The sequence below is a fragment of the Marinobacter sp. es.042 genome, from assembly GCF_900188315.1.
In the GTDB taxonomy this organism is placed as follows: domain Bacteria; phylum Pseudomonadota; class Gammaproteobacteria; order Pseudomonadales; family Oleiphilaceae; genus Marinobacter.
Map to the genome: position 1 here is coordinate 114,055 of NZ_LT897781.1, position 15,693 is coordinate 129,747.

A 15,693-nucleotide genomic window follows, 5' to 3' on the forward strand; every position below is an offset into this window, starting at 1 on the left:
AATGAACCTGTTTTGGTTTAACGTTCAAAGATTTACGTTTTTTGCTCCATAAAGTTCACAAAATTTTCATGATCGAAAACTGGACAGCCAAAAATAATGGGATTAAATTCCCAATTACAGATATGGGAAAAAATTCCCAATTTATTGTCGGGTGCTAAAACGTGGTCGCCCGGGGACGCAACAACAAGCCTGGAGAAGAACGATGAATCGCAAACCTTTAGCAATAGCAGTGAAACTGGCCATGACCGGCGCTCTTGCTGGCGCGCTCGCCGCTTGCGGAGGCGGTGGCTCTGGAGACGCCTCAACAAGTGATGCTTCATCGGGGACCAGTGTCGGGGCGGTATCCGGTTTCGGCAGTGTTTACGTGAACGGTACCCGATTTGAGACCAACGGCAGCGTTAGCAGCGACGATGGCCTGGAACGCGAGGATCAGCTCGAAAAGGGCATGATCCTCAAAGTTGAGGGCGATTGGGATGACAGTGGTCAGGGGCGGGCGGACAAGGTCAGTTATGACGATACCCTGCGCGGGCCAATTTCCGGCATGAGTTGGGATGAGGTTACCCGCACCGGAACTCTCACCATGCTTGGCCAGAGCATTGCCCTGGATGGCAAAACCGTTTTCCGCGGCGCAACACCAACGGCTCTTGCCGACAATCCCCAGGGCTACCGTGTAAGAGTCAGCGCATGGCGCCTTGAGGATGGCAGCTTCCGGGCAAGCTTTGTTGGTGCCCGGGCCATTGGTCTGGAATTCGATGACAACAACGAAGTAGAAATTGAAGGCGTTGTTGCCGATCTGGACACAAGCGCCCAGACCTTCACCATCAACGGTTTCCTGGTTGATTACACCAGCGCTGTCGGCGATGACGGCTTCTCACTGGGCGATCTGGCAAACGGAATCGGGGTGGAAGTGGAAGGCTACCTGGACGGCAACACCATCATGGCCGAGGAGATCGATGATGAGGACGACCTCTTCGACGATGATGACGATGTCGAAATCTCCGGAAGCATTTATGACTATGACGCCGCCAGTGGTCAGTTCTCGGTAAATGGAGTGCGCGTCCAGATTGATGGTGGCACCGAGTTCGACGATCTCCGCGAAAGCAGCCTTGCCGATGGCCTGTTTGTGAAAGTGGAAGGGGATTTCCGCAATGGCGTCCTGGTGGCTGAAGAGATCGAAGGCCGGGATTCCGATGCCGAGCTGGATGGTCGCATCGAGTCTCTTGATCTGACCAATGAAACCATGGTCGTCAGTGGCGTCCGGGTCCAGCTGACCGGCAATACCCTGATTGATGACGACGACGATGACGAAGATGACCTTCGCAGTCGTGTCCAGGATATCCAGAGCCTGCAGGTGGGAGACTATCTCGAAATTGAAGGTCGCCAGCAGAGTAGTGAAGGCGGATTCCTCGAGGCCATCAGCATTGAACGCGAGGATGACGACGATGATGACGATTTTGAGCTCGAGGCACGGGTGAGTGCCATCGGAGCCGATTCCATCACCATCATGAATCTTGAGGTGCTTCGCAATGGCTACAGCCTCTCCGGCGCCCAGGTTGGTGATGAAGTGGAAATCGGGTACCGCCAGACCAGCGGTGGCCTGTATGAGCTGACCGAGAACGTCGAGGTCGACGACAGCAATGACGACAGTGACAGCGATGATTGATCAGTGACCCACCGGAGCGGGCCGGGGTGTTGTCGGCCCGCATTCTGGCTTTCGAAGTCGCTATGGGAATACAATCCCAAACATGAAAAAGCCCAACCCCCTGCATCAAGCGCTGTTTCGCATTCTGCGCCCTCTGGCGAGGTTGCTGTTGCGCAATGGTATTCCTTTCGGTGAGTTCTCCGAGCTGGTTAAACGTGCCTATGTGGAAGCCGCCCTGGAGGACTTCACCGACGACCGGAGAAAGCCCACGGACTCACGGGCTGCAGTCATGACCGGGCTGACCCGCAAGGAAGTCAAACGCCAGCGGGAGATCCTGGCAGGGGAGGATGCTGGGAGCCGCGACGTGCTTCATACCAACCGGGCGTCCCGTGTGGTATCGGGCTGGGTCCACGATGCGGTGTTTCAGGCCGAGGACGGAGAGCCTGCAATGCTGGCTTTCGACGGGCCTGCAAGCTTCAGCGAGCTGGTCAAACGCTACAGCGGTGATATGCCGCCCCGTGCCGTGCTGGATGAGCTGCTTCGGGTGGGCGTGGTTTCTGTAGACGGGGAGTCCGGCGGGCTGGTACTGCAGCAAAGGGCCTATGTTCCTGCTGGAGACAGCGAGGAAATGCTCCAGATCTTCGGCGAGGATGTGTCGGATCTCATCGCGACCATTGATCACAATCTGGTCAGCGACGAATCCGGGCAGCCACCGCTGTTCCAGCGAACCCTGACCTATAACAACATCCCGCCGGAAGTGATGGAGCGCTGGCGCAGGCACGCAGCCGCCCAGTCCCAGGCGCTTCTGGAACAGCTGGACCAATGGCTTGGGCCCCATGACCGCGATATATCCGGGCAAACGTCCAACAGTGAATCCGGAGAGTCTATCCGCACGGGTGTGAGCATCTTCTTTTTTGAAGAGCCGGCCGGTAAAGATCCGAAAGGAGAATAACCGCTATGAGTCTCACGAGGCAGCCAAACATTTGTCGCTGGGAGCCAACGGAGCTTGCGAGCACGATACTCTCTTGGCCTTCCAGGCAGGTAATCCACTCATGGATCAGCTCCAACGAATTCCTCGATGAGCATCACGACCCTGTCATGCTGATGATGAACAATCACGCCACGAATTCTTTCCGCAATCTGGTGCTAACAACTAACCCCGATTTGGCACCAGCGGTTGTTCTCAATGAGCTGCTTCGTAAGGGGGTGGTGAGACCCTGGATAGCGGATATCTGATGTTAAGACGAAGTGTCTACGCGCCGTCGCAGCCCCGGCTTGCCCACAAGCCCCGACTCGACCAGGAGTTTGAAACCGAGTTTGAGATTCCTCGCAGGCGCTTTGATGATGCTATATAAGAGATACCGGTCAGGAACGTCGGTAAGGGAGAAAAAAGGCATGAAACGGCAACTTCGCAATCGTGTTTTCGGGCTGGCTGCCGGTACGGTGGCCTTCGGTGTGATTTCCGCCTGTGGCGGTGCCGGGGGCGGCGGACTGGATGTGGCCGATGGAGGTATTCGGGGCACGGGCTCAAGCGTTGGACCCGTTTCGGGGTTTGGGAGTGTGTTTGTTAATGGTGTGGAGTTCAGTACCGATCGCAATGTCGTTGGTGATGACGGTATCGCTCGGGAAGATCGGCTTGTTGTCGGTATGATCCTGCGGGTTGATGGCGAGTGGGCAACCACTGGCCTCGGTGATGCGGAAAGCGTTGAGTACGACGATACCCTTCGTGGAATCATGCAAGTCACAACCCCCTGGGATCCCATCAGCAAAACCGCGACGGTTCAGATTCTCGGGCAGACCGTGAGAATTGACGCCCAGACTGTGGTCAAGGGAACGACCGTTGAGACTCTCAGCAATTCGGGTGGCGAATTTGTGCGAATGTCCGGGTGGCGTCTGCCGAATGGTGAGTTCCGTGCCAGCTATCTGGGTCTTCGGACACAGAATAACAGCGACGATTTCGGTGATCTGAACGAGGTAGAGCTCGAGGGTGTTATCTCTCAATTCTCCGGGACGGATTTCCGGATTGGATCGCAGCTAGTGAATTACTCTGGCGCGATACCTGATGGACTGGCTCTCTCTGACCTTGGAAATGGCGTTGCCGTGGAAGTAGAAGGCTATATTTCTGGTAGCACGCTGATGGCAGAGGAAATCAGGCCAGACGATTTCCGCCGGTACCTTCCCGGCACCGATGAGGACATTGAGTTCGTAGGGCCCGTCTCGGCTGCGTACAACCAGGCAACCGGCACCTTCACGGTCAATGGCATTACTGTTCGCGTGACCAGTGCAACCGAGTTCGATGGCCTTTCCGGTCCTGATGGTTTGGTTGAGCGAGCTCTCGTGCAGGTTGAAGGTGACTTCGAGGCCGATGGTTCCGTAACCGCTGATGAAATTGAGTTGCGTGAAGCAGATTCTGAACTTGAGGGGGGGCCAGCGCAGGAGATTGATCTCACTCTGGGTCAGTTCAGAGTTGGCGGCGTTCTGGTGAAGGTGACACCGCTGACCATCATTGCCGGTGATGACGATGATGTCCGGCTTTCGCTCAGCGATCTTGAGTTGCCGCGGCAGCTGGAGGTCGAGGGAATAGAGAGATCAGAAGGCGACGGCAGGGTTTACCTGGAGGCTCTGAAGATCGAGCGGAATGATGATTCTCCAGCGGGGCAGTTCGAGCTGGTTGGTCGAATCTCGGAAATGGTTAACGATCGAATTCGGGTGTTGGGAGTAGATATATACATCGTTCAGGACACTGACTTCGATGGCATTTCGCAAAGTGCGCTCCAAGGCCTTGTTGATGCTAGCGAAAGGCCACAAGTAGAGGTTGAGTACGAATTTATAGGAACTCGCTATGTGATCGATGAAATCGAACTCGAAGAAAACGATAACGACTGACTACAAAACCCGTACATAAAAGCGCGCTATTCAGGCCCGGGTTTTGCTATACATACGGACACGCCAAGCAGGGACGCTGTTGCCGACTGTGCAGGATGCATGAAGCACACATGCTAGCGGAGTCCGTATGTCACTCAGTTTTATCCGGCGGCTGATTTCTAGCCGCCTTCTCCGACCGGTTTTTGTTGTTCTGGTCGTTGCCGGTCTGGTTCAGGTCCTGGTCAGCCAGTGGCTGATTTCCAGCCAGGTAGAGCGCCTGGTAGACACCGCAGGGTCCGCCCTTGAGGCCAGCAGCCAGCAGGTCAGTGCCTCCTTCGGTGATACCCGTGAGGATGTCCGATCCCGCCTGGAGACCATGCGGCAGAAGACCACCGAGGAACTCTCCGCCGAACTCACCCGCCAGCAGACGGCGCAGCAGGAACGCGTTGCCGGCAACGTTCGCACCGCTGTCATGGCGGAAGCCCAGGGTCTGGCTGATGTCCTCGCCGCTGTTGCGGCCCCGCTGATCTGGGATCGGGATGTCCCGCGCCTCACCGATCTTGTCGAACTGGCCGACGCCCGTGAATCGGTTCTGTTTGCCGTGTATTACGACCAGTACGGTGAACGCCTGACCCGTTATGTGGACCGCACCGATGACCGGGTGCGCACCTTAATGGAGCAGGGGGAAGGTCGTGGTGCGGCAAATCGGGTCCTGGATGCGGCAAGTCGCGACCCCAACGTGGTCATCATTACTGCCGATATCGCTCCCCAGGGTTCCGCCATTGGTCAGCTGAAGCTGGGACTGTCGCTCGAAGGCATCAATCAGGACCTGGCGGCTCTGGAGCAGGAATTCAGCGCTACCATCACCGGCAGCATCGACGCGCTGCATGACACCCTCGAATCAGAAACCGAGCAGGTTAACCAGCGCCTTCAGCAGCAGTTGGCGAGTATGGACGCTGACACTCGCTCCAGAATCCAGAACACTGTGGAGGCGTTGAATACCGAAGCCTCGAGCCTCTCCGCCAATTTGAGCATGTTGGCAATCGGTTCCGTGGTGGTTCTGATCCTGCTGGTCGCCCTGGTGCTCGGCGGAGGCTTGCTGCCCAGAGTTTTCCGTTTGAGCTCCGCGATATGGGGAATTGCCGATGGTGAGGCAGATCTTACCCGCCGGGTATCCATGAAAGGCAAGGATGAGCTCACCGAAATGGCCCAGGGCGTGAACCGGTTCATTGCCCGTATCCAGGAGCTGGTTTCCGACGTCAAGGAGTCGGCCGAATCGGCCGCTGGCCAGGCCCAGGCTCAGGGGGATATCAGTCGCAGTGCGGTAGCGGCGGTGAATCGTCAGGAGCAGGAGGTGGCAGAGGTGTCCGGCACCATGGACGCCATGTCCCGGAGTATTTCCGAGGTGGCTGAAAACATTCAGGACATCGCAGGCTCGGTCAGCAACGTCAGTTCCGAGAGTGAGGCCACCGCGGGGATTTCCCGGGAAGTGCGGAACCGGTTGGATCAGGTAGTCCGTAATGTTGAACAGGCGGTGGAAGCGGTCAATCAGCTGGATCACCAGAGCAAGGAAATCGGATCGGTGCTGTCAGTGATCGGCGCCATCGCAGAGCAGACCAACCTGCTGGCTCTCAACGCCGCCATCGAGGCCGCTCGCGCCGGAGAATCCGGCCGGGGCTTTGCCGTGGTGGCCGATGAGGTCCGCACTCTGGCGAGCCGGACCCAGGAATCCACCACCGAAATCCAGTCCATCATTGAACGTCTGCAGCAGGGCAGCCGGCAGGCTGTCAGCGCCATTGGCAAGGTGTCAGGGCAGGTTGCGGAGTCGTCGTCGGAGTTCCGTCGGGCTGACGAGCATTTCGACCGTATCAACCAGTTGCTCAGCAGCCTTCAGGATCGGGCTATGGCTATTTCATCCGTGGCGGAAGAGCAGGGCCGGCATGCCAGTGAAGTCAGTGTGAGCGTGAGCGATATTGCAGGCTCCTCCCGCGAGACGGTGGAAGCCATTGAGCGCTCCGACGAGGCCAGCGGCCAGATTGCCCGGACACTGACCTCGTTGAAGGATAAAGCCTCACAGTTCCAGGTTTAGGAACCTGTCGATAACAGGCGCTCCCGGGCGTTTCTGTACTCCTCGGTCAGACGGCTCACCAGTTCCGGGGCGGTGAGCACGTCGTGGATCTGGCTGACGCCCTGGCCGGCCGACCACACGGTTTTCCAGGCCTTGGCTTCATCATCAATGGGCTTCAGTTTTTCGCCGTAGTTGATCTCGCCGGCCTGGTTAAGTTTGTCCATGGGGAAGCCGGCCGCTTCCAGGCTTTGGCGCATAAAGCTGGCGGGCACACCGGATACCGCCGGGGTATGAATTATGTCGCCTGACACCGCTTCAATGATCATGTTCCGGTAGGCCTCATCGGCCTCGGACTCGAAGGTGTTGATAAAGCGGGTGCCCAGGTAGGCCAGGTCCGCACCGAGGGCCTGGGCCGCCAGCAGATCCTCACCATGGGACAGCCCCCCGGCCAGCAAAATCGTGCCGTCAAAGACTTCCCGGATTTCATGCACCAGAACGAACGGGTTGATCGTGCCCGCATGGCCACCGGCACCCGCTGCCACGGCAATAATGCCGTCCACACCGGCTTCGGCCGCCTTGCGGGCATGCTTCTGGTTGGTCACGTCATGGAACACCACCCCGCCGTAGCTGTGCACCGCCTCCACCACCTGGCTGGCGGCACCCAGAGAGGTAATGATAATGGGCACCTTGTGTTTAACACACAGTTCCAGGTCTGCCTGCCAGCGCGGATTGGTCCGGTGCACGATCAGGTTCACGGCGTAGGGCGCCGTTTTTGCTTCCGGATTGGCGCTTCGGTAAGCGGCCAGCTCTTCGTTCATCTGGATCAGCCATTCCTCAAAGCCCTCGCTGGTGCGTTGGTTCAAAGCCGGGAAACTGCCAACGATGCCCTGCTTGCAGCAGGCGAGCGCCAGTTCGGGCCCGGAGATCAGAAACATGGGTGCGGCCACCAGGGGCAGTGAGAGAGAGTCTGTCAGGGAAGCGGGCAATGGCATGAGGATTCCTTAATTTTTGTTGGAACTTTTGTAGGATATAAAGGATCTTAGCGTGCCGCGCCCGATCTGAAAACGGTCGCGAGCTAATTAATTCCGGAAACCAGAAACACAATAAGGAGTCCCTCCATGGGTGAAGCAAAACGTCGCAAGGAAACCGGTGCGCCGCCGCCCCAAAAAGGAAAATCAAATAAGCTTTTGTATGCGGGTATCGGACTGCTTGCGCTTGCGGCAGTGCTTCTTGGCGTATTTTTCCTGACCGCTCCACCAAAACCCACGTCTGACGGGCTGCCTGTGGCCGCTCCGAATGCCGAGGACTTCCCCGCCCAGTTGGACCAGTTCGGTGTCTCCGTGGGTCCCGAGGATGCACCGGTCGTGGTGCGTGAATTTGCTGACTACCAGTGCCCCGCCTGCGGCAACTTTGCCTCTGCCAGCAAGCAGTTGAAGGAAGAGTATGTGGCTGCGGGCAAGGTTCGCTTTGTCTACTTTGATTTGCCGTTGCAGCAGCATCAGAACGCCATGCCAGCCGCCCAGGCAGCACGCTGTGCCGGAGACCAGGACGCCTACTGGGCCATGCACGAACGCCTTTACGATTCCCAGACCGAGTGGAGTGGTTCAAACGATCCGGTTGCCACCTTTACCCGCTACGCCGGTGATCTGGGCCTGGAGGAGCGTCGCTTTCGCCGTTGTATGACCACGGAATTGCACCGTGAAGCAGTCGAACAGAGCCGCCAGGTGGCCATGCAACTGAGAGTCACCAGTACACCGACGGTTCTGGTGGATAACATCCGCCTGACACGTCCCGGCTGGGGGCAACTCTCTGCTGTAGTTGAACGTGAACTGGCCAATGGGGCGGAGTGACCTGTTGAGCCCCGGGTAACCCCGCACTTGATCGTGAGCCTGAGTTGGTTAAAATTTGCGCCCTCTCAGGCTCCCGCCTCAGATGAACCCCGAAACCATGCTCCGGATTTACGGTCCGGCCCGCAGGAGAACATGATGAGCAACAACGTTGTTGTCTGCGCACTGTACAAGTTTGCAGTCCTGAGTGATTACAAATCCCTCCGCCAGCCGCTGCTGGATCTGATGCTTGATAAAGACGTGCATGGCACTTTGCTGCTGGCGCGCGAAGGCATCAACGGCACGATTGCCGGCAGCCGCGAAGGCATTGATGCCGTGAAAGCCTGGATCGCCAGCGACGAGCGGTTCGACGGCATTGATTACAAAGAGTCCTTTGTGGACATCCAGCCGTTCAAACGCACCAAAGTGAAGCTCAAGAAAGAGATCGTCACCATGGGTGTGGACGGTATCGATCCGAAGCGGATTGTTGGCACGTATGTGGATCCAAAAGAGTGGAACGATCTGATTTCCGATCCGGACGTGGTGCTGGTGGATACCCGCAACCAGTACGAAGTGGAAATCGGCACCTTCAGGAATGCCGTCAATCCGGCCACGGATACCTTCCGGGAGTTCCCGGAATACGTGAAGCAGAACCTGGATCCTTCGAAGCACAAGAAGGTGGCTATGTTCTGCACAGGCGGTATCCGTTGCGAGAAATCCACCGCCTATCTCAAGGAGCAGGGTTTCGAAGAGGTTTATCACCTCAAGGGCGGCATCCTGAAATACCTGGAAGAGGTACCGGAAGAGCAGAGCCTGTGGCACGGAGAGTGCTTTGTTTTTGATGACCGGGTAACGGTTAACCACCGGCTGGAGCGTGGCGATTACGACCAGTGCCATGCCTGCCGCAGGCCGATTACGGAAGAAGACAAGCAGCGCCCCGAGTATGAACAGGGTGTGAGCTGCCATCAGTGCATCGATTCGCTGACCGAAGAGCAGAAAGCCCGGTTTGCCGAGCGTGAACGCCAGATGCGCCTGGCGGAGGAGCGGGGCGAAGCCCACGTGGGCGGGGAAGCCGCGCGCATCATTGCCGAGCGCAAGGCGCGGAAAAAGGCTGAAAGAGAACGTCAGGCCCGGAAAAGCCTGGATGGCGAGAGGGCGAGAAGCACCGACGGGGCCTGACCAACCCAGAAAGGAGACTTCATGGATTTACGACAGGCTGTAGCCATTACCGCAGTTGTTATCGCGCCCTTTGCCAGCGCGCAGGACGCCGATAACTGGAAGGGCGAAACCGAACTGGGTGTGTTGATCACCTCGGGCAATACCGAAGAGACTAACATCAAGGGTCGCCTGGGGTTGGTCCATGAAGTCGAAACCTGGCGCAACACCGGCGAATTCCGCACCAACTATTCCGAGACCGAAGACGAAACCACTGCCGAGAAATATCAGGCCGCCCTGGAGACCGACTACAAGTTCGCCGAGAACCAGTACTGGTTTCTCCGTGGCTCCTATGAAGACGATCGCTTCTCCGGCTACGACTTCGAATCAACCGTAACCACGGGTTACGGCAACCGGGTCTGGAACTCTGGTGAGCGGTCCTTCCTCGACCTGTCAGCCGGTGTCGGTTATCGGTATAACAAGCTGGATATGGTGAATGCCGAAGGCGAGGACACCGAGGAAGAGGCCATCGCCCGCCTTGCTGGCCAGTTTGATTACGCCCTTTCGGAAAATTCCCTGTTCCGCCAGAAGTTGAGCACGGAAATCGGCCTGGATGAGAACAACACGGTGACCGAATCGGAAACGTCGCTGCAGGCGAACGTGGTGGGGAACCTCTCCATGAAGGCGGCTTTCCGGGTCAAGCATCTGTCGGATCCGCCCGCAGGATCTGAAGACACCGACACCGAAACGTCACTCTCGCTTTTGTACGGTTTCTAACTGCGTGAATTCGGGGTCAGATGAAAATTTCATCTGACCCCAACTTTATCTTCAGACGTTGTTCCGCAGCCCCAGCTCATCTGGGTAGGGCGTCAAATACTGCTGCGCATGCAGGTAATCCACCGGCTCCCTTCTCTGGGCCATACGCAGCAGCGTCATGGGAACCACCAGCGGTACCTCGCCACGATGGTAGGCTTCCATCTGCTCCATCAACACCTTGCGGTCTTCATCGCCCATGGAATTCCTGAGATAGCCCATCAGATGCTGCATGGCGTTCATGTGTGAACCCCGTCTCACCTTCTTGCTCATGGCCTCCATGAACTGGTGGATATAGCGTTCAGCAATGTCTTCCAACGGCTCGGACTTCAGGTCTCCAAGCATCGGACCAAGCTGGCGGTAGATCTTTTCGGAGTGCGCCAGAAGCTGGAACTTGTGGCGGGTATGGAATTCAATCAGCGCCCTGGCCGAGAGCTTGTCTCCGGCCACGTTCTGCATCCAGTCGTCGTAGGCGAAAACCCTCTCAACGAAATTCTCCCGGATCATGTTGTCATTCAGTCGGCCTTCCTCCTCCACCGGCATCAGCGGATAGGCCTTCAGCAGCGCCTCGGCAAACATGCCCCGGCCATCCCGGCGGGTTACATTGCCATCCTCGTTGTGTACCTTGATCCGCTCCATGCCACAGCTGGGGGACTTGGCCATCAGGATGTAACCACGAAGGTCTGCCAGGGTCGGCATCACCTGTTCGATAAAGCCCTGCATGGCGTCGGTGTGGTCCGCAGCGCCCTTGGTCTCGATCAGGCGCAGGCCATCACTGTATTCGCGCAGGTGGATCGCCGGGCGTGGAACGCCCAGGCCCGCTTCCAGCTCCGGACAGATGGAGCGGAAATCAAAGTGTTTTGAGAGCACCTGGGTGCAGTAACGGGAATGTTTATGGCCGCCATCATGGCGAACTTCCTTGCCCAGCAGGCAGGTGCTGATTCCGACGGGGATGCCGCTCACGTTAGTCTCCGATAATTAACCAGGTCTTATAGCTAAAACTGTCTTTGTAATACGTGAATTCAGTCTAGCCCGATCAGGCCGCTGCGGAAAACTGTAACCCCACCTATTCAGGATGGATTATCGAGCCTTTTCGTTTCTTCGCGGCCATGGCGAGTGTGGTGGCGTAAATGGTGCGAACGTCATGGGCGAACTGCTCTACGGAGTAGTCACTGGCAAATTCCAGAGCCTGTTCGGAGAGTTTTTCGCGCAGCTCGTCGTCTTCCAACAGTTTTTTGACCTGCGCCCGCCACTGGTCCTGTTTTTCCGGCGTCTTGAAGCCGTTGAATCCGTGTCGGACCACGTCTTCAATGCCACTGGAGCGAACCGCTACGACCGGCAAACCGGCAGCCATCGCCTCCAGAATCACCATGCCCTGGGTTTCGGAGATGGAGGCGAACAGGAAGGCATCCCCCAGTCGGTACCAGATGGCCATTTCGTCCGGCGGCACGGCACCAACAAGGGTGAAGTGTTGTTGAAGTCCCAGGTCTTCGATCTTCTTCTGCAAGCGATCCTTCTGGTGGCCATCGCCGATCATCAGGAACCGGAAGGGCACATCGGTTTCCCGCCGCAGGGCATCAATGGCCTCAATCATGAAGTCGATGTTTTTCTCGTTCGAGAGCCGGGAAACACTGACAAACACTTTCTCATTCCTGAGCTTCAGCTTCTCCCGGAGTTGTTCGACGTCCTTCTCCTGAACCTCCTGGAACTTGTGATATTCAATGCCGGTAGGCTGCACGAAGGTCGGTGTTTTAACCCCGATCATCCGCAGGTATTCCTCCGTGGAGTACGTAGGCACGATCACACCGTCGCACTTGTTGGCAAAGCGTTTGATCAGCGCGTGGGAAATCAGGTTCCGGAACAGCATGCCCGGCAGCGGCACGAAGTGGGCGTAATGCTCCAGGCGGGTATGGTAGGTGTATATGGCCGGGATATTCATGGTGCGAGCCACAAACAGGCCCAGCGACCCCAGCCAGAATGGATGGTGCAGATGGATGATATCCGGCTTGAACGCCCGTACCCGTTTGCGAATCCGCCCGAGGAAAATATTGGCCAGCCGGAATTCCCGCTTCTCGCCCATTGCCAGTAGCGAGGGCACTCGCAAAACGTGGGATTCGGTTTCCGGCTGCCCCTTGTAGCGGGGCGCCACGACCAGCAGTTTATCGCCAAGCGCTTCCAGGCCCCGGCGCAGGCGTTCAATGGAAATGGGTACCCCGCCGATGAAGGGCAGGTAGTTGTTGGTAAACATGGCCACCCGCATCGGTTTGTCCAGCCAGGGCGAGGGGTCCAGGTCGTAGTCCGGGTAATAATCCTTGCCGATGAAAATGGCGCCGTACAGCTTGATCGCAATGGCCGCAAACACGGCGACGATCAGAATAAAGTTCAGATACCCGGTATAAAACAGCGAGTAGATAAAGAACCACAGGCTTTCCAGGCGCTTCAGGATCGGGTGCTGGCCCACCTTCAGGCGCTGGAGGCTGTGGCTTACCTCGCCGTCGGCGTCCACGTTCACCCGCACGTAGTGATAGAAGCTGGTGTCATTGTTCATCACCAGGCCACCGGCACCGCCGGTCGTCACAAACGTGGTGTCACCTATCTGCTCCTCGGCATAGAGCGAAAGATTGGCAGAAAATACCCGGTCAACGCCATGGTCCCTGATTGCCGCCAGCAGGGCATCCCGGAACTCGGGGGGCGCAAGGTAATCGTCCTTCTGATCGAACGGGGCATTCTCGTCCGGATGAAGGGGAGGGTGGCCAATAAACAGTATCCGTGCCCGGGAGGTGTCCTGGGCCAACAGGTCTTTCAGCCAGCGGATCTGCCAGCGCCAGGGTGTTTTGCCGGTGCTGTCCAGGAAAATCAGCCGGCTGTTGCCGGCCTCGATACTGAAGAAGTGCGGGCCGAAGTGATCGTAGAATCGGAAACTGCCAAAATCCTCGTACTCGTGGGCACCGAAGGTGAGCAGGTAGGGGATCTCCAGGTGGCTCAGGGTGCCGTAAAGCGCCCGGTACTTGTCTTCGCCGCCACCACTGACCGCATTCCCCGCCGAAACCAGAAAATCGAGCCCGGATCGATTCAGCTCCGGAATGATGCGGTCTTCGAAGATTCCCACCGAGTTGTTGATGTTGCCCACCACCGCAAAGCTGAACGGCCCACCGGGTTCAAGTTCACGATAAATTCGCTCGACCTGCTCGGTATGAACCGCCTCGAAATCTTCCGTGAACAGATTCAGGTAGGTTTTGTAGCCAACCAGCAAAAACACCACCAGAAGACAGAGGTAAAACAGCAGCTTGCGTGGGTTGCGGAAAATCATCCGGCTCTCCTGCGATTGGCAACGAGTTCCTTCTGTAGCACTACCAACCCGATGATCATGCCGAGGTAAATGGTTAACAGGCGCCAACAGACAATGACCAGTATCAGGTGGTTTCCCGAGAGGATATCCCGGAAGAAGCTCCCGAAAACACCCTCCGAGATGCCTGAGGCGCCGGGCGTGGGCGAGAAGTACATCACGAAGGTGGTCACAACCAGCAGGCCCACGGACATCACATAGTCAACACTGTAGTCCAGACTGTGCATCAGCAGCGCCGGGAAGCTGAACAGGCTGAGCAGAAACAGGGCGGTGAACAGGATAGACAGCCAGACGAAAACCGGAGCACCACGCAGGTAATCACCAAAGCTCCGTGACAGCCGCAGCATCTCCCGGCGCGCCTTGAACTGCCAGCGCCGATGGCGGGGTTCACTGATCAGACGGAGCCGACGCGCGGTGCTCAGCAGCCGGGTCAGGGGGGCGATCAGCCAGCAGGTCCGGAACAGGAGAACCAGGAAAAAGCCGAGGTACAACACGATCAGAACTGCCAGAGCGGTGCCGATATCGCCAGTAATGGAATTGCCGTCCAGGGGTTTGAGTGTGAGCAGGAATACCGGTGTCAGCGAGAATATGAACAGCACCGCCAGGATCGTCCGGATCGTGGTCGCAGCCGTGGCACGCCCAATCGGAACGCCATGGTGGCTCAGAAACCAGATCTGGGCGAAACCGCCCCCGGTTGCCATCGGCGTGATGTTGGAAAAGAACAGATTGATAAACACCAGCCGCACCATGGCCGGCAGGGGAAGCCGGTGCCCCAGGGCCCTCAGGGTAAAATAGAGCCGAAGGCCATCCGAGATGAAATAAACCAGCAAAAGGCCAGCTACCGATAACAGGGTTCCCGGAGCGATCAGCCTGGTATCGAAAGTAAGGGTGCGCTCGGCGAACAGATGGTAAACGGTATACAGCCCGGCAGCGGTGAGCGCCAGAAACAACAGACTGAACATCGCCAGTCTTTTTCCTGAAGCGCGCTTTGAATAGCTGGTTTCAGTGGAGTCAGTCATGGGCTGCCCGTCAGAGTGAGACGGGCAGTTTACAGGGTAGGGTGTGGTCGGTGTCCAGTGTCTCAGTGCACGAGATCCAGGGCTGGTCAGATTGTGCCTAAGAAGCCAGAGCCTGCTGAATGAGCAACTTCTGGTGCTCCGCAAACTCCCGAATCAACGCCTGCGCCTTATCAGAATCCCGCGCCAGAACAGCCTGTGGCAGATTGGCAAAAAACTCACTGGTCTGCGTCAAACCCCGACGATAGCGATCGGCACTCAGATAATAGGCCCGACTGACCGCCGGCTTGAAATTCGACAGCGCCTCCGTGAGATAAGGGTTCCCCACCACCTCACAACAGGCATCCATCACACCAAAACTCGCCTCAACCACCCCGGAGATGTCGGCAGAGCCATCGTTTATCTTTTCAACAACCTTGCTCACCGCCCCAAGCACCAGAGGCTTGTCGCGTTCCTGCCAGCGCTCGCACAAACGCACCGCCATCATCATCAGCAAGTGCATATAAACGTCGTAGAGCTCCGACGCGTGGGCCGCGTCCAAACGGGTTGCCGAAGCACCCTTACGGGGCGTGATCTCCACCAGGTGCCACCGCTCCAGGGTGTAAAGAGCCTCCTTGACTGACGCCCGGCTGACCTTCAGCTCACCCGCCAGCGTGGCTTCCTGAATCCGCTCACCGGGCCGAATCTGCCCGGTCATGATCCGTTCTGCCAGGTAATTGGCAATCTGCTCGGCCAGAGTGTTCGGCACCTGAAAATCCATAAAGGCTCTCTGAACAGGTCTTAAAAACCGGTCGGCTGCTGCGGATATCCGGCCGGAGTGGGAATGTGTGCGCATGAGTTTATCACAGCCTCCGAGTCTGACAGTCACAACGCCTTGATCCACGGGGACTTCCTGACAATTGCCAAAAAAACTCATCCCGAACGGTTGACGACTGATGTATTGTAGGACAATAATGCAAAAA

The 15,693-nt window shown here is 57.4% G+C and carries 12 protein-coding genes; 7 read left to right on the forward strand and 5 right to left on the reverse strand.

Going from position 1 to position 15,693, the window contains the following annotated elements; genetic code table 11:
* Nucleotides 1-202 precede the first annotated feature (202 nt).
* The 4 genes from CFB02_RS00595 (at nt 203) to CFB02_RS00615 (ending at nt 6,596) form a co-directional block, all read left to right on the forward strand.
* The gene (locus CFB02_RS00595) at nt 203-1,663 is read left to right on the forward strand and encodes a DUF5666 domain-containing protein (protein WP_088556421.1); all 1,461 of its coding nucleotides are present in this window, start codon (nt 203-205) and stop codon (nt 1,661-1,663) included.
* 82 nt (nt 1,664-1,745) lie between these two features.
* Complete coding sequence (locus tag CFB02_RS00600) at nt 1,746-2,594, forward strand: DUF6502 family protein (protein ID WP_088556423.1); 849 nt, start codon at nt 1,746-1,748, stop codon at nt 2,592-2,594.
* 443 nt (nt 2,595-3,037) lie between these two features.
* A complete protein-coding gene (locus CFB02_RS00610; RefSeq protein WP_088556427.1) occupies nt 3,038-4,528 on the forward strand; it encodes a DUF5666 domain-containing protein in 1,491 nt (496 codons plus the stop codon).
* Between the two features lie 127 nt (nt 4,529-4,655).
* Nucleotides 4,656-6,596 (forward strand): methyl-accepting chemotaxis protein, encoded by a 1,941-nt coding sequence (locus CFB02_RS00615; RefSeq protein WP_088556429.1) that lies wholly within the window; start codon nt 4,656-4,658, stop codon nt 6,594-6,596.
* Here the strand turns inward: CFB02_RS00615 and CFB02_RS00620 are convergent.
* A complete protein-coding gene (locus tag CFB02_RS00620; protein ID WP_088556431.1) occupies nt 6,593-7,567 on the reverse strand; it encodes an NAD(P)H-dependent flavin oxidoreductase in 975 nt (324 codons plus the stop codon). The two genes, CFB02_RS00615 and CFB02_RS00620, sit on opposite strands and share 4 nt — an antisense overlap.
* 126 nt (nt 7,568-7,693) lie before the next feature.
* On the opposite strand from CFB02_RS00620, the gene CFB02_RS00625 reads away from it, so the two are divergent.
* The 3 genes from CFB02_RS00625 to CFB02_RS00635 all read left to right on the forward strand — a co-directional run bounded on the left by CFB02_RS00625 (nt 7,694) and on the right by CFB02_RS00635 (nt 10,333).
* Nucleotides 7,694-8,425 (forward strand): DsbA family protein, encoded by a 732-nt coding sequence (locus CFB02_RS00625; RefSeq protein ID WP_088556433.1) that lies wholly within the window; start codon nt 7,694-7,696, stop codon nt 8,423-8,425.
* Nucleotides 8,426-8,560: 135 nt separating this feature from the next.
* On the forward strand, nt 8,561-9,580 hold the full coding sequence (locus CFB02_RS00630) for a rhodanese-related sulfurtransferase (RefSeq protein ID WP_088556435.1): 1,020 nt from the start codon (nt 8,561-8,563) through the stop codon (nt 9,578-9,580).
* A 21-nt stretch (nt 9,581-9,601) separates the two neighbouring features.
* Nucleotides 9,602-10,333: a YdiY family protein gene (locus CFB02_RS00635; RefSeq protein ID WP_088556437.1), complete on the forward strand. Its 732-nt coding sequence runs from the start codon at nt 9,602-9,604 to the stop codon at nt 10,331-10,333.
* A 51-nt stretch (nt 10,334-10,384) separates the two neighbouring features.
* On the opposite strand, the gene CFB02_RS00640 is transcribed toward CFB02_RS00635, so the two are convergent.
* From CFB02_RS00640 to CFB02_RS00655, 4 genes are all read right to left on the reverse strand, one after another.
* Nucleotides 10,385-11,332 (reverse strand): YbgA family protein, encoded by a 948-nt coding sequence (locus tag CFB02_RS00640; protein WP_088556439.1) that lies wholly within the window; start codon nt 11,330-11,332, stop codon nt 10,385-10,387.
* A 103-nt stretch (nt 11,333-11,435) separates the two neighbouring features.
* Entirely contained in the window at nt 11,436-13,679 is a 2,244-nt protein-coding gene (locus CFB02_RS00645) for a glycosyltransferase (RefSeq protein ID WP_088556440.1), read from the reverse strand.
* A complete protein-coding gene (locus tag CFB02_RS00650; RefSeq protein WP_088556442.1) occupies nt 13,676-14,734 on the reverse strand; it encodes a lysylphosphatidylglycerol synthase transmembrane domain-containing protein in 1,059 nt (352 codons plus the stop codon). The genes CFB02_RS00645 and CFB02_RS00650 overlap by 4 nt, the downstream gene beginning before the upstream one ends.
* Before the next feature lie 97 nt (nt 14,735-14,831).
* Nucleotides 14,832-15,491, reverse strand: a complete 660-nt coding sequence (locus CFB02_RS00655) for a GntR family transcriptional regulator (RefSeq protein WP_088556444.1) — start codon at nt 15,489-15,491, stop codon at nt 14,832-14,834.
* Between the last annotated feature and the right edge of the window lie 202 nt (nt 15,492-15,693).

Excerpts from the sequence above, each read along its gene's own strand:
- CFB02_RS00615 (WP_088556429.1), top strand. The coding sequence starts at position 4,656 with ATGTCACTCAGTTTTATCCGGCGGCTGATTTCTAGCCGCCTTCTCCGA.
- CFB02_RS00595 (WP_088556421.1), top strand. The coding sequence starts at position 203 with ATGAATCGCAAACCTTTAGCAATAGCAGTGAAACTGGCCATGACCGGC.
- CFB02_RS00610 (WP_088556427.1), top strand. The coding sequence starts at position 3,038 with ATGAAACGGCAACTTCGCAATCGTGTTTTCGGGCTGGCTGCCGGTACG.
- CFB02_RS00620 (WP_088556431.1), bottom strand. The coding sequence starts at position 7,567 with ATGCCATTGCCCGCTTCCCTGACAGACTCTCTCTCACTGCCCCTGGTG.
- CFB02_RS00630 (WP_088556435.1), top strand. The coding sequence starts at position 8,561 with ATGAGCAACAACGTTGTTGTCTGCGCACTGTACAAGTTTGCAGTCCTG.
- CFB02_RS00625 (WP_088556433.1), top strand. The coding sequence starts at position 7,694 with ATGGGTGAAGCAAAACGTCGCAAGGAAACCGGTGCGCCGCCGCCCCAA.
- CFB02_RS00645 (WP_088556440.1), bottom strand. The coding sequence starts at position 13,679 with ATGATTTTCCGCAACCCACGCAAGCTGCTGTTTTACCTCTGTCTTCTG.
- CFB02_RS00600 (WP_088556423.1), top strand. The coding sequence starts at position 1,746 with ATGAAAAAGCCCAACCCCCTGCATCAAGCGCTGTTTCGCATTCTGCGC.
- CFB02_RS00650 (WP_088556442.1), bottom strand. The coding sequence starts at position 14,734 with ATGACTGACTCCACTGAAACCAGCTATTCAAAGCGCGCTTCAGGAAAA.
- CFB02_RS00635 (WP_088556437.1), top strand. The coding sequence starts at position 9,602 with ATGGATTTACGACAGGCTGTAGCCATTACCGCAGTTGTTATCGCGCCC.
- CFB02_RS00655 (WP_088556444.1), bottom strand. The coding sequence starts at position 15,491 with ATGGATTTTCAGGTGCCGAACACTCTGGCCGAGCAGATTGCCAATTAC.